This window comes from Paraprevotella sp. (genome assembly GCF_986071375.1).
In genome coordinates this window covers 38,382-56,470 of sequence record NZ_CFQRNQ010000004.1, presented here as the reverse complement: position 1 = coordinate 56,470, position 18,089 = coordinate 38,382, and the positions used below count along the sequence as shown (strand labels likewise).

14 protein-coding genes are annotated in these 18,089 nt (G+C 50.5%); 9 read left to right on the top strand and 5 right to left on the bottom strand.

Annotation, left to right across the window (positions count from 1 at the left end; genetic code table 11):
- Positions 1-17 precede the first annotated feature (17 nt).
- The gene (locus tag AC5RDV_RS03560) at positions 18-2,063 is read right to left on the bottom strand and encodes a patatin-like phospholipase family protein (RefSeq protein WP_282748006.1); all 2,046 of its coding nucleotides are present in this window, start codon (positions 2,061-2,063) and stop codon (positions 18-20) included.
- Positions 2,064-2,307: 244 nt separating this feature from the next.
- On the opposite strand from AC5RDV_RS03560, the gene dnaK reads away from it, so the two are divergent.
- The 4 genes from dnaK (at position 2,308) to AC5RDV_RS03540 (ending at position 6,990) form a co-directional block, all read left to right on the top strand.
- A complete protein-coding gene (gene dnaK, locus AC5RDV_RS03555; RefSeq protein WP_130894240.1) occupies positions 2,308-4,224 on the top strand; it encodes a molecular chaperone DnaK in 1,917 nt (638 codons plus the stop codon).
- A gap of 407 nt (positions 4,225-4,631) precedes the next feature.
- Entirely contained in the window at positions 4,632-5,735 is a 1,104-nt protein-coding gene (locus AC5RDV_RS03550; RefSeq protein ID WP_428388447.1) for a linear amide C-N hydrolase, read from the top strand.
- Between the two features lie 45 nt (positions 5,736-5,780).
- On the top strand, positions 5,781-6,479 hold the full coding sequence (locus tag AC5RDV_RS03545) for a 5'-methylthioadenosine/adenosylhomocysteine nucleosidase (RefSeq protein ID WP_008628647.1): 699 nt from the start codon (positions 5,781-5,783) through the stop codon (positions 6,477-6,479).
- 22 nt (positions 6,480-6,501) lie between these two features.
- The gene (locus AC5RDV_RS03540) at positions 6,502-6,990 is read left to right on the top strand and encodes an S-ribosylhomocysteine lyase (protein WP_130894242.1); all 489 of its coding nucleotides are present in this window, start codon (positions 6,502-6,504) and stop codon (positions 6,988-6,990) included.
- Between the two features lie 114 nt (positions 6,991-7,104).
- Here AC5RDV_RS03540 and AC5RDV_RS03535 read toward each other — a convergent pair whose 3' ends face one another.
- Both AC5RDV_RS03535 and AC5RDV_RS03530 read right to left on the bottom strand, forming a co-directional pair.
- Entirely contained in the window at positions 7,105-8,313 is a 1,209-nt protein-coding gene (locus AC5RDV_RS03535) for a hypothetical protein (protein ID WP_008628645.1), read from the bottom strand.
- A gap of 43 nt (positions 8,314-8,356) precedes the next feature.
- Positions 8,357-8,917, bottom strand: coding sequence for a DUF4738 domain-containing protein (locus AC5RDV_RS03530; protein ID WP_282748005.1), 561 nt, complete (start codon positions 8,915-8,917; stop codon positions 8,357-8,359).
- A gap of 138 nt (positions 8,918-9,055) precedes the next feature.
- On the opposite strand from AC5RDV_RS03530, the gene AC5RDV_RS03525 reads away from it, so the two are divergent.
- From AC5RDV_RS03525 to AC5RDV_RS03515, 3 genes are all read left to right on the top strand, one after another.
- Positions 9,056-9,730, top strand: coding sequence for a DUF4230 domain-containing protein (locus AC5RDV_RS03525; protein ID WP_008628630.1), 675 nt, complete (start codon positions 9,056-9,058; stop codon positions 9,728-9,730).
- Between the two features lies 1 nt (position 9,731).
- The gene (locus tag AC5RDV_RS03520) at positions 9,732-10,322 is read left to right on the top strand and encodes a DUF4230 domain-containing protein (protein ID WP_276788385.1); all 591 of its coding nucleotides are present in this window, start codon (positions 9,732-9,734) and stop codon (positions 10,320-10,322) included.
- Between the two features lie 82 nt (positions 10,323-10,404).
- Positions 10,405-11,805, top strand: coding sequence for a glycoside hydrolase family 125 protein (locus AC5RDV_RS03515; protein WP_282748036.1), 1,401 nt, complete (start codon positions 10,405-10,407; stop codon positions 11,803-11,805).
- 63 nt (positions 11,806-11,868) lie between these two features.
- Here AC5RDV_RS03515 and AC5RDV_RS03510 read toward each other — a convergent pair whose 3' ends face one another.
- A complete protein-coding gene (locus AC5RDV_RS03510) occupies positions 11,869-12,432 on the bottom strand; it encodes a GNAT family N-acetyltransferase (protein WP_282748004.1) in 564 nt (187 codons plus the stop codon).
- Positions 12,433-12,534: 102 nt separating this feature from the next.
- Between AC5RDV_RS03510 and AC5RDV_RS03505 the strand changes: the two genes are divergently transcribed.
- Complete coding sequence (locus AC5RDV_RS03505) at positions 12,535-13,980, top strand: DNA recombination protein RmuC (RefSeq protein ID WP_282748003.1); 1,446 nt, start codon at positions 12,535-12,537, stop codon at positions 13,978-13,980.
- 576 nt (positions 13,981-14,556) lie between these two features.
- Here the strand turns inward: AC5RDV_RS03505 and AC5RDV_RS03500 are convergent.
- Entirely contained in the window at positions 14,557-15,162 is a 606-nt protein-coding gene (locus AC5RDV_RS03500; RefSeq protein ID WP_282748002.1) for a hypothetical protein, read from the bottom strand.
- Positions 15,163-15,368: 206 nt separating this feature from the next.
- Between AC5RDV_RS03500 and AC5RDV_RS03495 the strand changes: the two genes are divergently transcribed.
- Positions 15,369-18,074, top strand: coding sequence for a hypothetical protein (locus AC5RDV_RS03495; protein ID WP_282748001.1), 2,706 nt, complete (start codon positions 15,369-15,371; stop codon positions 18,072-18,074).
- The last annotated feature ends 15 nt before the right edge of the window (positions 18,075-18,089 follow it).

The following is an 18,089-nucleotide window of genomic DNA, read 5'->3' as shown; positions in this document are numbered from 1 at the left end:
GGACTGAAGGGCGGGTTTCAGAAATTGAATCCCGCCCTTATGTATCCGGAAGCTTTGGCGCGGTCGCTGTAGCATATAGTAAAACCGACAGGGCCGATGAAAGTGCGTAGGTCATACTTTACGGCTCCACCGAAGATGTGATATCCCGACAGGTCGTTGTCGTTGAAGCTGTTTTTGAAAAAATGCATCCAGTCATCCGATGTGGCGGCGATGTTGAATATACCACTGACGTAATGCTTCCCTCCGATGCGTTGACGGGCTTCTATTCCCGCCACGACCAAAGAACGATGGGGCATCTCGAAATGGTTGATGCCGTAAAATGGTATTTGTTGACTGAAGTATTTGCCTCTTTCTTGTCCACCGAGCGTGTTCATTTCGGCAACGGTGTTTTCTGTCGTCAGATAGCGCCCTTCTATCCGGGGCATTAAAGTGAAGCGTGAGTTGAAAGAGAATGCGGCGTTCCAATGTATTCCCGCTGTGTGGAAGGCTTTGTTCCCGTTTAATGGTATGGCATAGTAATATGCCATTTCCAATTCGGAACCTTTTGTCGGGAAATAATTGTCGTCCAATGTATTGACGGCATATTGCGTGCCGAACTTCAGGTAGCTTTCTTTGGTGATATCTGTCGGCGAGTTGTCCTCGAAGCGATAGAGGAAGGAGCCGTAGTTGTAGAGTTGGTAAATTCCTCCCAATTTGAGACGTACGTTTTTCCAACTTTTGGTGAATCCGACTTCTCCGAAATGATGATTGAAGCTGATGCCGTATGTCCGTTCTCCTTTCTCATAGATGTTAAAATCGTTATAGGTATAACGGTAGCCTGTGGTAAGGTTCCATTCCCTGCCTAAGTCGAGATTGTAATGTGCGTCGCCATAAGTTTGCTTTCCTAAACGTAAAGTCAGGTTGACGTGGTGGTTCCTTTTTTTCCCGAGCTGCATTTGCCCGTTGAACAGCAAGGCGGCCAGTTCTTCGTTGTCGAACCTAAGTCCAAGGTTGATGGAATTTCTGGGTGCGTCGCCTATCAGGATTTTTAAGCTCCCTGCATAGCGCGCTTCGATATTTCCCGGGCGGTGCATGTAGGAGAAAGGAGGTGTGGGACGGCTCACGATGGAGTCGTCGGGAGAGAAGCGGCTGCCTATAGCCCGTAAGGTGTCTATTTGTGAACGGGCTGCTTGTGCTCCACGTCCCATCAGGGAGTCTATGGCGGTTGTGTTGAAACTGGCTGTGTTGTATCCTTTTACATTGACCTTGATATAGACGTCTGAAAGAGCTATGTTTTGTTCCCAACGGTCTTTCCTTTGCAAGTCGATGAGTTGGTTGAGTTGTGCGAAGATATTGTTTTGAAGTTCTTCTGCATTTTTCATCGGATCCTGTACGTCCACTCCTATGACTATGTCTGCTCCCATTTGTCGTGCCACATCTACCGGATAATTGTTGATGATGCCACCGTCAATGAGAAGTTTGCCGTTCATGGATATCGGGGCAAAAGCACCGGGAATGGACATGCTGGCACGTATGGCGATGGGCAGTACGCCGCTTCGGAATACGATCTCTTCGCCCGTCACCAAATCTTGGGAAATACAAGCAAACGGGATAGGCATTTTTTGAAAATCAATGGAGTCGTGGTAGCCTTCGGTGAGTTGCCATAACATACGCCCGATGTTTCTTCCTTTGATGACCCCTCCGCTGATTAAGTCTTGCGGTTTTTCAAAGAAGGGGACGGAGAGGATGTATTGTGAATTTTGTTCCCGGGCCTGTAGGTTAAGTGCATTGCGATAAGCTTTGTCGCTAAGCAATGTGTTCCAGTCTTGTGCCATGAATATGCTGTCGAGCTGTTCGGTCGTATATCCTATGGCATATAACCCGCCGATGATACTGCCCATGCTCGTACCTACAATCATGTCGATGGGGACTCCTGCTTCTTCAATTACTTTCAGTGCCCCGATGTGTGCCGTACCTTTTGCACCACCTCCGCTTAGTACTACGGCTACCCGTGGGCGTGCCATAGAAATATGGAATACCAATAAGGTGCAAAGAAATAATAGAAGTCGTGCTATTTTCGTCATACATTTTAAATTTTTTCAGCCATTTTGGCAGTTTTCAGGTCTGACTGTCGCAGATGGGCTTGTCCGAGAACAAAGATAGCGGAAAAACTCTCTCTTGATTCCGATAAATCTTTTTTTATAGTTTTTTCTGCTTCATGAGATAGTTTGGCACGCGGTTTGTTTTTATAACAGTGCGTTGCTTTTGTAAGAGGCGGACGCAAGAAATACATTCAATTTAGATTAATAATAAAAAAGTAGATATATTATGGGAAAGATTATTGGAATTGACTTGGGAACTACAAACTCTTGTGTTTCCGTATTTGAAGGTAATGAACCGGTAGTAATCGCTAACAACGAAGGCAAGCGTACGACTCCTTCTATCGTGGCGTTTAAAAACGGCGAACGCTTGGTGGGTGATCCGGCCAAACGTCAGGCGATTACGAATCCGAAGAATACCATTTTCTCTATCAAACGTTTCATGGGTGAGACCTATGATCAGGTACAGAAGGAAATCTCGCGTGTTCCTTATTCAGTAGTAAGAGGAGATAACAACACGCCTCGTGTGGATATTGAGGGTCGTCTCTATACTCCTCAGGAAATCTCTGCCATGGTTCTCCAGAAGATGAAGAAGACGGCTGAGGATTATCTGGGTCAGGAAGTGACGGAAGCAGTGATTACCGTGCCGGCTTATTTTTCCGATTCTCAGCGTCAGGCGACGAAAGAGGCCGGACAGATTGCCGGTTTGGAAGTGAAACGTATTGTGAATGAACCGACGGCTGCGGCTTTGGCTTACGGTGTGGATAAGTCCAATAAGGACATGAAGATTGCTGTCTTCGATTTGGGGGGCGGTACATTTGATATTTCCATACTGGAGTTTGGTAGCGGTGTATTCGAGGTGCTTTCTACCAATGGTGATACTCACCTCGGAGGTGATGATTTCGACCAAGTGATTATCGACTGGTTGGCTGCTGACTTCAAGGCAGAAGAAGGAGTAGATTTGAAACAAGACCCGATGGCATTGCAACGTTTGAAAGAAGCTGCCGAGAAAGCCAAGATTGAATTGTCTTCGTCTACGACTACGGAAATCAATTTGCCTTATATCACGGCTGTAGGCGGTGTACCCAAGCACTTGGTGAAGACTTTGACGCGTGCTAAGTTCGAGCAGTTGGCTGATAATTTGATTCAGGCTTGTAAGGTGCCGTGCCAGAAGGCAATGCAGGATGCCGGTTTGAGTAATTCAGACATTGACGAAGTAATTCTTGTCGGAGGTTCGAGCCGTATTCCGGCCATCCAGAAGTTAGTAGAAGATTTCTTCGGCAAGGCTCCGTCTAAAGGTGTAAATCCAGATGAGGTCGTAGCGGTAGGTGCTTCTATCCAAGGGGCTATCCTGAATAAGGAAGCCGGAGTGGGCGACATCGTATTGTTGGATGTGACGCCGTTGTCTATGGGTATTGAGACGATGGGTGGCGTAATGACGAAGTTGATTGAAGCCAATACGACAATCCCGTGCAACAAGAGCGAAGTCTTCAGCACGGCTGCCGACAATCAGACGGAAGTGACTATTCATGTATTGCAGGGAGAACGTCCGATGGCCGCTCAGAATAAGTCTATCGGTCAGTTTAATTTGACCGGCATTGCGCCTGCTCGTCGTGGAGTTCCTCAAATAGAGGTGACTTTCGACATCGATGCCAATGGTATTTTGAAAGTGTCTGCCAAGGATAAGGCTACCGGTAAGGAACAGGCTATCCGTATCGAAGCTTCTTCTGGTTTGAGCAAAGACGAAATAGACCGTATGAAAGCTGAGGCTGAGGCTAATGCAGATGCCGACAAGAAAGAGCGTGAAAGAGTAGACAAGATGAATCAGGCTGACTCTATGATTTTCCAGACTGAGAACCAGTTGAAAGAGTTGGGTGATAAGATTCCGGCTGACAAGAAACCTGCTATCGAAGGAGCTTTGCAGAAATTGAAAGATGCCCACAAGGCGGGTGATGTTGCCGCCATCGATGCTGCTATTGCCGAAATGAATGCAGCATGGCAGGCTGCCAGTGCACAGATGTACCAGGGTGGTGCACAGCCTGGAGCCGGTGCACAGCAGAATGCCGGAGGGCAGAGTAATGCCAACGCTGGAAACTCTTCTTCTGATGATACTATTCAAGATGCAGATTTTGAGGAAGTGAAGTAATTACATTAGGTGTTAGTTAATAGATGCGGACTCCCTCCATCAACTTCCAAAAGTTGATGGAGGGAGTCCTTTTGTTTGTATACTTTTATTTGAGTAGAGAGGCCGGATATTTCAAGTCTTACTTACCCTTTTCTAAGATAAGTTTTAATGAGGGATTCGAGTCTCTTCCGGGGGAATTCGGGGTGTACGAAGCATCGTTTGCATGTTTGGTAGAGGGCATGCAATAACAAATATAGGGGGCTGATGATTGCGACAAGAACCCATAATACTGCATTTAGGAACAATAATAAGAAGGCATACAAGCGTTGCATCTTTGTGAAGCTGGAAAATATAATACTGGATTATGCTTGCAAAAGTATGTTTTTTTTCGTACCTTTCGAAATATAACCATATAAAATATTGAAAAGATGAGGAATGTGAATAAAATAATAAAGGGGATGGTTTTCGGGCTTGCCGTTACGGCGGTTGGGCTGTGTGTTCCGCATACAGCTGAGGCATGTACGGGAATTACGTTGAAGTCGCAGGACGGCGCCACTGTCTTGGCTCGTACCATAGAGTGGGGCGGCAGCTACCTGAACAGCCGTTATGTGGTTGTTCCTCGGGGGTATGTGCAACAATCATATGTGCCTGGAGGACAAAAAAACGGATTGAAATTTACGGCGGCATACGGTTATGTAGGGATAGCCGTGGAGTTGGAGGATTTTGTGGCCGATGGACTGAATGAGGCCGGACTGGCTGCCGGTTTGTTTTACTTCCCTCACTACGGTAGTTATGAAGCGTACGGTGAGGGGCAACGTGAGAGTACATTGTCCGATTTGCAACTTGTACCTTGGATGTTGTCTCGGTTCAAGACGGTGGATGAGGTAAAAGAGGCGCTTGGAAAAGTACATGTAGTGTCATCCGACCCACGTGCTTCTACAGTCCATTGGCGTATTGCGGACGCTTCGGGACGACAGGTCGTGTTAGAGATTGTGGGCGGCATTCCTCATTTTTATGAAAATGAATTAGGCGTGCTTACCAACTCTCCAGGTTTTGAATGGCAGATGACGAACCTGAACAATTATGTAAACCTGTATGCCGGAGGGGCAGAGGCCAAACCGTTTGGCAAGGTGAAACTTGCAGCTTTTGGCGCGGGCAGCGGCTTTTTAGGGATTCCCGGCGACGTGACGCCTCCGTCCCGTTTTGTGCGTGCGGCTTTCTATCAGACTTCTTCTCCCATGCAGGCTACGGCGCGGAAGACGGTGCTGCAGGCTTTCCAGATATTGAATAATTTCGACATTCCTGTAGGGATTGAATTTGCAGATGCCAAGGTGCCGGTGGATATTCCGAGTGCCACGCAGTGGACTTCAGCCACGGATATGACAGGTTTGGTGTTTTATTACCGCACCATGTACAACAGCAAGATCCGAAGTATCGACTTGAAGGCCATAGATTTTGCCCGTGTAAAGTACCGTTCTGTTGCGATAGACGATGTGAAAGAACAACCGATTGTTCCAGTTATATTGAATTAGTGGTGGAAAAGTTGTACTTTTGCAAGGAAATAAAGACGATGGCGAATGAAAATAGGAATTATTGCAGCGATGGCTTCCGAACGCGAACAGTTGGCCCGGTTGGTCAAGGGAATGCGTACGGAACAGCATGGACTTTTTGAGTATACCGTAGGACGGTTGGGCGGGAACACCTTATATATCATGGAGTGTGGTATTGGGAAAGTGAACGCAGCCGTTGGTGCGTCCGAACTGATGGCCCACATGCAGCCGGATGTGGTGGTGAGTACGGGAGTGGCCGGAGGCATCGACGAAAAAGCCGGGGTGATGGAAGTCGTGGCAGCCTCGGAAGTCGTTTATCACGATGTGTGGTGTGGTAACGGGAACGAGGTCGGACAAATACAAGATATGCCGGCCAGGTTTGTTTGTGACGGGCGTTTGCTTTCCGTAGCTGTTTCTTTAGATGCTTCCGTACCCGTGCATGCCGGGTTGATTTGTACCGGTGACAAGTTCATTACGGAACGCGCCGAGTTGGATGCCATAAAGGCCGAATTCCCGGAGGGATTGGCCGTAGACATGGAATCGGCTGCCATAGCGCAGGTTTGCCACCTCTACCGCGTGCCTTTCATCAGTTTCCGGATTATCAGCGACACGCCGGGAGCCGATGCGCACTGGCAGCAGTACGAGAATTTTTGGGAAACGATGGCCGACCGATCTTTCGGGGTAGTACGTACCTTCTTGGAGGGTTTGCCTTCTTCTTTGTCTTAATCCGAAAAAAAATATAAATCCAATGAAGAAAATTCCAAGTTTTACGATTGACCACATTCACTTGTTGCGGGGCATTTACGTCTCTCGTAAAGATGAAGTGGGAGGTGAGGCAGTGACCACGTTCGATGTCCGCATGAAAGAACCCAACCGTGAGCCGGCTTTGGGGCAAGGTGCGTTGCATACGATAGAACATCTGGCGGCCACGTTCCTGCGCAATCATCCGGTATGGTCCGATAAGATTGTATATTGGGGGCCGATGGGGTGCCTGACGGGAAATTACCTGCTGATGAAAGGGGACTTGCAGTCGGAGGATATTGTGGAACTGATGAAAGAAACGTTCCGTTTCATTGCGGAATATGAAGGGGAAGTTCCCGGGGCAACCCCGCGCGACTGCGGCAATTATTTGTTGCAGGACTTGCCGATGGCTAAATGGGAGTCTGCCAAATACCTCCATGAAGTGCTGGAACAGATGACGGACGCCAATTTGCATTATCCGTCGCAGGAAGGTTGAACCGTGCGCGGGCAGAGACGGAAATTCGTTTCGTAGGAGTGGACGGTAGATATTTTTTCAGGAACTTGAAGGGGATGGCTTTGCGAGAGGCCATCTCCTTTTTTAGAAACTGTTTCATTTGCCCAACGGTTGTATCTTCCGTCTTAATGCCTTGGAGATTTCCAGAAACATGTATTGCCGTGGGAGCGTGTGGATACGTGCGCTGTCGGCCGAGTATTTACGACGGGCATACTCTTTGGATTTCTCGAAAGTGAGCCGCGACATTTCCTCCTGCGACTTGCCTTCGGAAGTGGAATCCAGTTTTTCTTCGGGGAAAAAATCATCCAGGTCTATATCTCCGATCATCGTGGTCTCCAGAAAATTAGCCTGGTTATGACTGCGGTCGGTGTAATACCCAACATACATGTGCCCCGGAATACGCACCAATATCGGGTCGATGTTGATGGCGCGGAGCAGGGAGGCGAACAATACGCTGCCGTCCACGCAGTTGATTTGCGAAGAAGCCAGGGCGTCTTCCAACGTCCGTACGCGTTGGGAATAGACCACGTTGCTCGAAAGGCTGCTGTATGAAATCGAACTGTAACGGAACTTGCGCCGTTGCAGCACGTTCCATAGGGCATAAACCTGCTTGTCCACGTAATCTTTACGCTTGTTCTGATAGCCCATAAAGCGGTTGACGATACGTGTGTTCAAGGCTTCCCGCAGGATTTTGTCTATCAACGGACTGTCTTCGTTCACGTATGCGGCAAACAGGACTCCCGTATTGTGAAAGCGGTTCTTCTTGTCATTGTAGCCGATGAGGCATTCATTGATGCTGCGCACGGAGAACGTGCGTACGCGTTGGCTTGCCTCCCGGTCTTTGATTTGTACTTCCACCGACACGGTGATAGGCTCGGCCTGTGTGTTATTGCGTAAAGCGTCGTAGTTCCAAAGAATGTCGGGGTACACCGTGTAAGCCTTTCCTTCCTCGGGAAGGATGAATTCCGATACGGAACGTTTGAAAAACGGTGTTTCTGCCACCTCTACATGCAGGCGGGCGTCTTTTACGGGACTTGTGATTTGTATCGAGATTCCCGATTTGGGATTGCCCAACGCGCCTTTTTCCGTGGGGGCTACGATGAGGGTGTCCGTAGTGGCTGTGGAAAGAATCAGGGATGGGAAGATGTTTCCCCCTAATTCGTCATTCAGTTCAAACGTGGTGGAGGGGAAGATTTTGTCACGCAGGTGGAAGAAAGCCACCGTAAGTCCCCCGGCCAGAACCAGGAGGGCCAGAATCCATATTATGCGTTGGGTTGCGCCACGGCTTATTTTAATGACTATCATGTCTTCACCTCCTTTTTTGTCTGTTGTCAACCTCGTGTCGGATTTATTCTCCCGTTTCCGTAGAGTCTGTGGCTACCACCGTGTCCAAGACTTCATCTTTCGTTATTTGGTAACTGCCGTCGGGCGAGATGGTAATGGACAACGGGATGTAGATGTCCGAAGCTGGGTAGCTGACACTGGCAGCGAAGCGCAGGTTGTTGCCGTCCACTTTGTCGAAAGCCATTCCTTCCAAGATGGCATGGGATATGAAGCCTTTTTCCATATAGTTTCTGAAGTGGTTTTTGGTAAAGGCTTTATTGAAGATTTCTTTTCCTTCGCGGTTCACGCGCAGCCGGATATAGTTGTCGGCATAGCGTTCGCCGCCGTCCCCCGCCACTAACGGAAGCGTGTCGTTTACCTCCCGTACGATGTCGTACGCATACAGCGTCTGCCCCACTTTGACTTCTGCACTGTAATGATAGTCTTTCATTTCCTGCACGGAATTTGTCGTGTCCGGTTTTTCATATTCACTGTATCCGCTGACGGTTTGCGGGTTATTTCCACCGCAACTGTAGCACAGCAGTACGGTGCATGCCATACATAGGAATTTGAAATGTGTCTGCATTTTCTTCTTTTTCTCAACCGTTTCACAAAGGAACAAAAAAAAGGCGAGTTGGACAAGCTTGTCTGTTATATTTTTAGGTCTTCTTTTGTTGCCTGTTATTCCATAAATGCCTATCTTTGAAGCCCCCAAGCATTTGCAATGAAAATAACGTTCTGTTTTGTCATAGTTTTGTGCCTGTCTCTTTTGTCGGCTTGTCGCGGGAAAGAGACGAAAGCAGAGGCCGTCCGGGTCGATACGCTCTCCTTGGTTATGCAGGTAAAGGAGTGTGCCCGTCTGTATACGGCCGAATATGAAGTGCATAAATTAGTTTTGAAGGATGACCCGTTGCGGGTGAAAGGGAATCTCTTTCAGCGGACGTTCGATGTAAAAGTGCCTATCGGCGAACGCAAGGTCATGATACCTCTTGATGTAACCCTGAAAGCTTACATTGACTTCACGGGGTTCGGCGAGAAGAATGTGTTGCGTTCGGGCGACCGTATTGTGGTCACTTTGCCCGATCCACGGGTGGTCGTGACCTCCTCGCGCATCAATCACGATGAAGTGAAGCAATTTGTGTCTTTGACACGTTCGGACTATACTTCTGCGGAACTGGCCGATTTTACGCGTCAGGGGGAAGACGAGATTCTGGCTTCCGTGCCGCAGTTGGGCATTTTGGAGATGGCCCGCGAGAATGCGGCCCACGTGTTGGTGCCGATGTTGACGAGGTTGGGCTATGACGAGCGGAACATAGTGGTTTCTTTCCGTAAGGATTTTACGGCGGCAGATATGCCGTTGCTGTTGGAACGTGAAGGACGGACTGAAAAACTGAAATGAAATGGGAAAATGGTTGAGTGCACTGAAATGGTTGGTCGTGGCCGTCGTATTGGCAGTCTTTATCGGGTTGTTGGTAAAATGGAACCGTAAAGGAGGCATATCGGTGGAAGCCGGTTTTGATGACCGTATCGAGCTGACCTCTCAGGAGATACGCCGTATCGAACAAATCGGGCAATGGGAATTCTTGTCGGTCCAGTCTGAAGTCGTGGCAGACACGTTGCGCGAAGGATTCTTTACCGACGACCGCTTGGTGGCTGTGTACACCGGAGTACCCCGCATCGGCATCGACATGAACCGGGTGACCGGGGAATGGGTGCAGGCACGTGGTGATACCGTGACTCTCCGTTTGCCGGCCGTGCATTTGCTGGACAAGAATTTTATCGACGAAGCCCGTACTAAGGTTTTTTATGAGAGTGGGAAGTGGTCGAATGACGTGCGTCGAGATTTGTACGACCGTGCCTACGTGAAGATGTTGCGCCAATGCCTGACACCATCAAATATGCGTAGGGCAGAGGCCAATGCACGCAATCAGTTCACGGCCTTGTTCCGTGCTTTGGGTTTTCATACGGTGGAAATCTATTTTATAAGATAACCCAACTTAATACTAATTCACAATAAATGTTATGAACTTAAATCTTATTAAAATTGTAGGAGTCGCCGTGGGGGTTGCCGGAATGACGGTGGAGACCCGGGCGGCCGGAGTGCAGGAGTATGTGGCCGAACGGGACAATACCCAAGTTAGCGCGTGGAAGAGCCATCGTCCTGAAAAACGTTTGTTCACGTCCAAGGCTGTGGAGGAACAGATACAACGTGCCAAGAAACTGTTGACGAATACGAAATTGGCATGGATGTTTGAGAATTGTTTCCCGAATACGTTGGATACGACCGTCCACTTCGACGGGGCGGACGACACCTTCGTGTACACGGGTGATATACATGCCATGTGGTTGCGGGATTCCGGTGCGCAGGTGTGGCCCTACGTACAGTTGGCCAATGAGGATCCTGAACTGAAGAAAATGTTGGCCGGAGTGATTCGCCGTCAGTTCCGGTGTATCAATATCGACCCATACGCCAATGCCTTCAATAAGGAGGCGACGGGAAGCTATTGGGCGTCCGACATGACGGATATGAAGCCCGAAGTGTATGAGCGGAAATGGGAAATCGACTCGCTGTGTTATCCCATTCGTCTGGCCTACCATTATTGGAAGGTGACGGGAGATGCCAGTGTCTTCTCCGACGAGTGGCTGCAAGCCGTGGCATGCATTCTACAGACGTTCCGGGAACAGCAGCGTAAGGATGGGAACGGCCCCTATCATTTCCAACGCAAGACGGAGCGTGCGCTCGACACCATGACCAATAACGGATGGGGCAATCCGGTGAAGCCCGTGGGGTTGATAGCCTCGGCTTTCCGACCCTCCGACGATGCCACCACGTTTCAGTTTCTGGTGCCTTCCAATTTCTTTGCCGTGACTTCCTTGCGTAAGGCTGCCGAGATATTGACCGAGGTGAACCATGAAAAGACGTTGGCCAAAGAATGCCGTGAATTGGCGGATGAAGTGGAGGCCGCCTTGAAGAAATACGCCGTATACGATCATCCCCGTTACGGAAAGGTGTATGCTTTCGAGGTGGACGGTTTTGGCAACCGTTTGCTCATGGACGATGCCAATGTGCCCAGCCTGTTGGCCATGCCTTATCTGGGTGACGTGCCAGTGGACGACCCGGTGTATCAGAATACCCGCAAGCTGATATGGAGCGAGGACAATCCTTATTTCTTTAAAGGGACGGCGGGCGAAGGCATCGGCGGGCCGCATGTCGGTTACGATATGATTTGGCCGATGAGCATCATGATGAAAGCTTTTACAAGCCGTGACGACAAGGAAATCAAAGCCTGTGTGGAAATGCTGGTGAATACGGATGCCGGTACGGGATTCATGCACGAGTCTTTCCATAAGAACGACCCGAAGAACTTTACCCGTGCATGGTTTGCTTGGCAAAACACGTTGTTCGGCGAATTGATATTGAAACTGATTAACGAGGGGAAGGCAGACTTGTTGAACAGTATCGAGACGGATTGACCCGGGAATACGGGATGCCGGCAAGGAAATCCGGTGCGGCGAAAGCTTTCCGCCGCACCGGATTTATTTGTAGGGTGATTCGGGTTCCAACTTGCCTCCCTGCCATCCGTACACTTTCGTATGGATTTCGTGGCAGATGCGTTCAAAGTCTTTCTCTTCGTCCAAATCGCCGTGCACCATAAGGAGCAGGGGGAGCGGCGAGAGGTCGGCGGCGTAAGGAGGCTGCATATAGGTACGATGTTCCCACAGGCAGAAACCGCAGCGGCGGTAGAAGCCGATGCGCCGTGCGGCAATGTCGGTTGTGGGCGGCTCCACTTCCAGCACGATGGGTTGTCCGGCTTGTCGGATGAAGGCATCGAGGATGCGCCGTCCCAGTCCGCCGCCGCGCAAGTGGGGGCAGGTGGCCAAGTGTTCCCCATAAAGGAACCCGTCCAAGGTCCAATAGTTGAACAGTCCGGCAAACGTCCCGTTTTCCACAACGACTTGAGGGTGGAAAAGTGGGTTGTGGTCGGTGTATTGGCGTTGCCGCTCCAGTGGACGGCGTTCTTCGGGCGGGAAAGCGTCCGTCATGAGCCGTTCGGCTTCAGCATAATACGGGTCTGTCGTTTTTACAGGTATGAGTTCCATTTCTGTTTGTTTTTTGGATTAATCCTGCAAAAATACAAAGTTCGTTTTGCTTTGTCCATTAAAAAATGTAATTTTGTTGTAAAACGTAAGGAAAAAGAAGAAATGACAGGACTTTTATGGCTGTTCGCCGGTTTGGTATGTGGTGCCGGTGTTGTTTTTTTGTGGACGAAGGCACGTTTGTCTTCCTTGCAGACCCTGCTGCAGGCCCGTGAGGAAGAGATGGAAAAACGTCGTCTCGACATGGAAGAACTGGCAGGACGGCAGTCGCAGGATTTCAAGGAGCGCGAGGGGCGCATGGAGAACCGTTTGGCCGAGTTGCAAGAGCGGTGCGAGACGCTGAATCGCGAGAACAAAGGTCTGGCTGCCGACAAGCAGACGGTGGAAAAGGAATTGGTGTTGGTGCGCGAACAGATGGTGCGCGAGGCCGAAGAGCGCAGCCGCCGTTTCAAGGAACAGATGGACCTCATGCAGGAGCAGTTGCAGAATGCCACCCGTGAGATTCTGGGACAGCGTACCCGTGAGCTTTCGCAGCAGAACACGGTGCAGATGACGGCTATCATAGACCCGCTGAAAGAGACCATCCGGGAAATGCGTACGGCCATGGACAGCAGCCGCGACACGCATAACAAGAACACGGCCTCGCTGGAGAAAGCCATCGAGGAAGTGATGAAGCGTACGCGTGAAATCGGGGCTGAGGCCGACAAGTTGGCTTCGGCGTTGCGCAACGAGAACAAGGTGCAGGGGAATTGGGGCGAGTTGATTCTGGACGAATTGCTCGAAAGCCAAGGGCTGAAAGAAGGCATACATTACGAGAAGCAGGTGACCCTGCGCGACCGCACCGGCAAGGCCATCTTGAACGAAGAGTCCGGGAAGCGGATGATTCCCGACACCATCCTGCATTACCCCGACGGGAAAGATGCGGTGATCGACTCCAAGGTGTCGCTTACGGCTTTCGTGGACTACCAGAACGCCGAGACCGATGAGGCGCGTGCCGAAGCCCTGCAGCGGCATGTCCGTAGCGTGCGGCAGCATGTGGCCGAATTGGCCCGCAAGGATTACAGCGCGTACATCAAGTTGCCGCGTCAGGCTTTGAATTACGTCATCATGTTCGTGCCCAACGAAGGGGCACTCCAGTTGGCGTTGGCCGAAGCACCGGAGTTGTGGCGTGAGGCTTTTTCCAAAGGGGTGTTCATCACCGGCGAGCAGAACCTCACGGCGGCACTCCGCATCATCCAGATTGCGTGGACCCAAATGCAACAGGCGCAGAACCAGGAGGCCATCTATGATACGGCCCGGATGCTGCTCGACCGCGTGGCCGACTTTATCGGCCATTTCGAGACTGTGGGACAGAAGTTGCAAGATGCTTCGTCCTCCTTTTCCAAGGCCGCCGACAAGCTGAAGGACGGGCGGTTGAGCGTGGTGGGGGCGGCCAACAAGCTTATCAAGTTGGGCGCCAAGGCCAGTGCCAAGAAGGTGATTCCCGAAGAGAACGAACCGTTGCGCGGAGTGGAAGGGACGGCGGAAGCGCCTGCCGGACTCCAAGGGTAAACGTGCCTGTAACTTTCATGAATGGACGATATTTCGTGGTTTTGCTGTCTTTTTGACAGTAAAACCACGTTTTTTGATTAAGGCATGCCCTGAAAACCGGCAGGTTTTAGAGGGGGCGCAAGGTGCTTTTGGGTACATTTTTTAGCATTTCAGGCTTGTTTTTTTACTATGTTGGGGATTTTTAAGAATCAGTCTCAGCCGAATGGTTTTTCGTTCGGCTGAGAAAACATTTTTTTTCTCCGCATGTTGTTGAGGGAATGTCCGCGCATGGCGACGGAAAGCACCAGAAAACGGGATAAGGAAATGCTTTTCAGGCGTGGTTTTATTCTATTTGGAGTGTTTTGGTTTGTAAAAGCCGGATGTCAAAATGGCATGTCCGTCTCCTCGGTTTTTTTCCTTTGTCCCGCCCTTCTGCGTTCCAATTTGTTTTCCTGCGTGCAGGATGTCACGGGAAATCCCCAAGGGCTGTCAGATTGTCTTTCCGTCTCCCTGCGAGACTCGCGTATTTCCGGGTACTTCCGTGAGGGGGCGGAAATACGCGAGTCTCGTGGAGGTCGGTTTTACTTTTTGTCAATGTCAGGATGCTCTTTGGTTGATGGTGGTCAAGGCAAACTTGTCGGGAGAAACTTTAATCATTTCAAATCCTCCACTTTTCAACAAGTCGTTGACTTCATATTTGAGGTTGCTGATTCTCCGTTTGGAAGCTGGCGTGCCGTCAAAGAAATTCTCATTGAATACGGTATTGAGTTCCGTGAATGAGATTTCGTGCGTGGGCTGTTTCATCAGGTAGTCCAACAGGGACACCACTTGGCAGCGGCTTGGGTAGGCTATGCCGTCTATGATGATTTCGTTGGTATAGATGTTCACTTGTATCTTGTGGAGTTCGCATTCCGACGTGTCTGCCATCAAATCGACCAATTCCGGATGGCGTTTTTGTTGTTGGCGGAAGTACCATACCATCATGGCTGTCATCAGGCATAAACATACGAAAGCAATGCCCATCCAGTAATAGGCGTGGAATATCATGTTTTGCGTGTGCCTTATGGCCAATAAAGGTAGGGTGCCATCGTCGCAGTAGGTTTCCCATTCCATACAGTGGTGTAGGCTGATGCATGCCCCTATGATTGCAGTCAGGATTAAGATGGCAGCCGATGATGCGATTAGGTTAATTTTGTGTTTCATGTTTTTATTATTTTTATCCGGTTAAGTCCTACAAAATTAAAAGAAACGTCTGGAAAAAACAAAAGAAATAAGATGTTTTTTTGGCGTTGACATTTTCTGATAATATTTGATACCGGATTTGATAATATTTGATAGCGAAAAGTTGCTTGTGTCGTTTTTGTTATTTTACTTTGTAATGCTCAGTTGTTTAAATAAAATGCAGGACTATGAAATATGTGTTTTTAGCATGGGTGCTGATGTGTGGATTGGGGGGGCCGCTCCCCATGCACGGGCAGGGAACGGCAGGTTTTGAAGGCACGGATTCGCTTTACCGCAAAGTGGAGGGTTTCGGTGTCGGGCTGCCGCAGGAAAAAGTGTATCTCCATTTGGACAACACTTGTTATTTCCTTGGCGACACCCTTTGGTATAAGGGATACGTCATGCGTTCCGACCGGGGCACGTTGACCGACCTGAGCAAAATCCTCTACGTGGAGCTTCTCACGCCGGACGGGTATTCCGTGGAACGGCAGCAATTGGAGATGGAGGACGGCACAGCCCACGGCATGTTCGTGCTCAAGGACACGCTGTATGCCGGTTACTACGAATTGCGGGCCTATACGCGTTGGATGCTCAACTTCGGGCAGTGCGAATATCCCCATGTGCGTATTTCGGAGGATTTGTTCTACAGCAAGAAGATGGCCAAGGAGTTTTTCCGCGACTATGAGAAACTTTATTCCCGGGTGTTCCCCGTATATGACAAACCCGAGGAAGCCGGGGATTTTGTGAAAGACATGACGTTGCGCCCCATGCGCCGTTACTATAAAACGCCGAAGAAAAAGAAACCCGAAGTGGACTTGCGTTTCTATCCCGAAGGGGGGAACCTCGTGGCCGGCACGGCTTGCCGGGTGGCCCTTGAACTGAACGGCGAGGACGGGCAACACCTTGGCGGCATGGAGCTTTCCGTCCGGGATAAGGATGGAAAGGTGGCGGCTGTTTGCCGGACGGACGAACGCGGCCGGACGACATTCCGTTTGCCGGACGTGTCGGAGGACGCGGATTACCGTGCTACCTTCATTTACAAGGGGTATGGGTATGAGGAAGAACTTCCCGAAGTGGAGAAAGAAGGTTGTGCCTTGGCTGTCACGGTGGGCGACAGCGTTGTGGAGGCCGTGGTGCAGGCTGTCGGTGTGGATAGCCCTATAGCCGTGCACGTCATGAGTGGCGGAGTGTCCCGTTTCTACCGTTCGTTGCCGGTTTACCTTCTTTCGTCCGGGGGCGTGGATGTGGCGGACGGGGCGGCATCCGGATGCCGTACGTGCCGGATGGCCATCCCGTTGGACAGCCTTCCCACGGGAGTCAACCAACTTACGGTGTTCGATGGCAAGGGGCGCATCTACGCCGACCGGCTCTTTTTCGTCAATCATCACGACTATGATGCCCCGAGGCTGGCCGTTTCCGGTATCTGCCAGTCTTACGAACCTTTCGATTCCATCACCTTGCATCTGCAATTAGCCGACCCGGCGGATTCCCTGTCCAGCCTTTCCCTTGCCGTCCGCGACCGGGAAACGGAAGAGGATACGTACGACAACGGCACGATACTCACCGAAATGCTCCTTGCCAGTGAAATCAAAGGGTTTGTGGAAAATCCCGGTTATTATTTCGAATCCGATGACAGCCTCCACCGCCAGGCTCTCGACCGGCTCATGATGGTGCAGGGGTGGCGGCGTTACAAATGGTGCGAGATGGCGGACGTGGAACGGTTCGCGCCCGCTTGGTTGCCCGAGAAGTTCCAGACCATCGGAGGATGTGTCAACCGCTCTGAAAGGCAGAACATAGATTTCAAAAAGATTAGCAACTTGAAAAAGGAGGTGAACGTCTGGGCCATGTTCACGCAGGGGCCGGAGACTTTTGAATTGAAGCAGCAGACGAAAGACGGCTCGTTCTACATGCCCATGCCCAAGATTTACGGTGATTGCATGATGTTCCTCAGTGCGGCGAAACTGAAAAAGGGTACAGACTATATCCGCAAAATGCGCCAGAAAGGCTTCACCGACGAGGAGGCTTGGCCGGACTATTATGTGAAGTTGGACTTATTCCACCCCCATTTTGCGCATCCCTACAGTTTTTATCAGGACATGTCGCCGCGCGACCTCGAACCGTTTGCCCATGAGGACAGCCTTGTGCGCGGTGCGTTCGACGGCCGCGTGTTGCCTTCCGTGACGGTACGGACGCGGAGGAACGGGTTGCGCCGTTACGACCCGGCGAAACCGGCTGTGGTGATTGACGCGTATGATGCCTACAACATGATGGCCGACTACGGCCTGGCCGATGTGCCTTTCTATTATTTGAGCAGTCCTGCCGTGTCCACGCTCGTTTCGTTCTTGTTCGTGGGCGACATGAACAAATACCGTGATTATTTTCTTCGGACGACCTTCAACGCTTGGCCCAACCGCTTGTGGGACAAGCCTGTCATGCCGGGCACGCCGACCCATCCTGTTCCCGATTGGCTGTCGCGTGGGGAATTCGAGAAATTCCGGTCGCTGAGCCTGTTGGAACGGTTCTATATTTATACGGACTATGTGCCCCGTGAAATGGGGAGTTGGAAATACCGGCAGGACAACCAACCGGAAGTCATTGTGGGGATGCAGCTCCGTCCCAACGGGGAATATTTCCCTTCTTGCCGTGACCGACGTTACCTGTGGCACGGTTATGCCGTGTGCGACGATTTCTACAGCCCCGACTACAGTCGCCGTCCTTTGCCCGGAACGGAAGATTACCGCCGTACGCTCTTATGGATGCCCGAAGTGAAGTTTGATGCGAAGGGGAGTGCCACGGTCCGCCTTTACAACAACAGCAAGCGGACGACAGTCAGTGTCGAGGCCGTGGGCGTTACGGACAGTGGGCGGTATATGCAATATAATAATGTGCGGTAAGCGAACGGAGTGGTA

Coding starts and splice junctions, on each gene's coding strand:
- AC5RDV_RS03560 (WP_282748006.1), bottom strand. CDS start 2,063: ATGACGAAAATAGCACGACTTCTATTATTTCTTTGCACCTTATTGGTA.
- dnaK (WP_130894240.1), top strand. CDS start 2,308: ATGGGAAAGATTATTGGAATTGACTTGGGAACTACAAACTCTTGTGTT.
- AC5RDV_RS03550 (WP_428388447.1), top strand. CDS start 4,632: ATGAGGAATGTGAATAAAATAATAAAGGGGATGGTTTTCGGGCTTGCC.
- AC5RDV_RS03545 (WP_008628647.1), top strand. CDS start 5,781: ATGAAAATAGGAATTATTGCAGCGATGGCTTCCGAACGCGAACAGTTG.
- AC5RDV_RS03540 (WP_130894242.1), top strand. CDS start 6,502: ATGAAGAAAATTCCAAGTTTTACGATTGACCACATTCACTTGTTGCGG.
- AC5RDV_RS03535 (WP_008628645.1), bottom strand. CDS start 8,313: ATGATAGTCATTAAAATAAGCCGTGGCGCAACCCAACGCATAATATGG.
- AC5RDV_RS03530 (WP_282748005.1), bottom strand. CDS start 8,917: ATGCAGACACATTTCAAATTCCTATGTATGGCATGCACCGTACTGCTG.
- AC5RDV_RS03525 (WP_008628630.1), top strand. CDS start 9,056: ATGAAAATAACGTTCTGTTTTGTCATAGTTTTGTGCCTGTCTCTTTTG.
- AC5RDV_RS03520 (WP_276788385.1), top strand. CDS start 9,732: ATGGGAAAATGGTTGAGTGCACTGAAATGGTTGGTCGTGGCCGTCGTA.
- AC5RDV_RS03515 (WP_282748036.1), top strand. CDS start 10,405: ATGACGGTGGAGACCCGGGCGGCCGGAGTGCAGGAGTATGTGGCCGAA.
- AC5RDV_RS03510 (WP_282748004.1), bottom strand. CDS start 12,432: ATGGAACTCATACCTGTAAAAACGACAGACCCGTATTATGCTGAAGCC.
- AC5RDV_RS03505 (WP_282748003.1), top strand. CDS start 12,535: ATGACAGGACTTTTATGGCTGTTCGCCGGTTTGGTATGTGGTGCCGGT.
- AC5RDV_RS03500 (WP_282748002.1), bottom strand. CDS start 15,162: ATGAAACACAAAATTAACCTAATCGCATCATCGGCTGCCATCTTAATC.
- AC5RDV_RS03495 (WP_282748001.1), top strand. CDS start 15,369: ATGAAATATGTGTTTTTAGCATGGGTGCTGATGTGTGGATTGGGGGGG.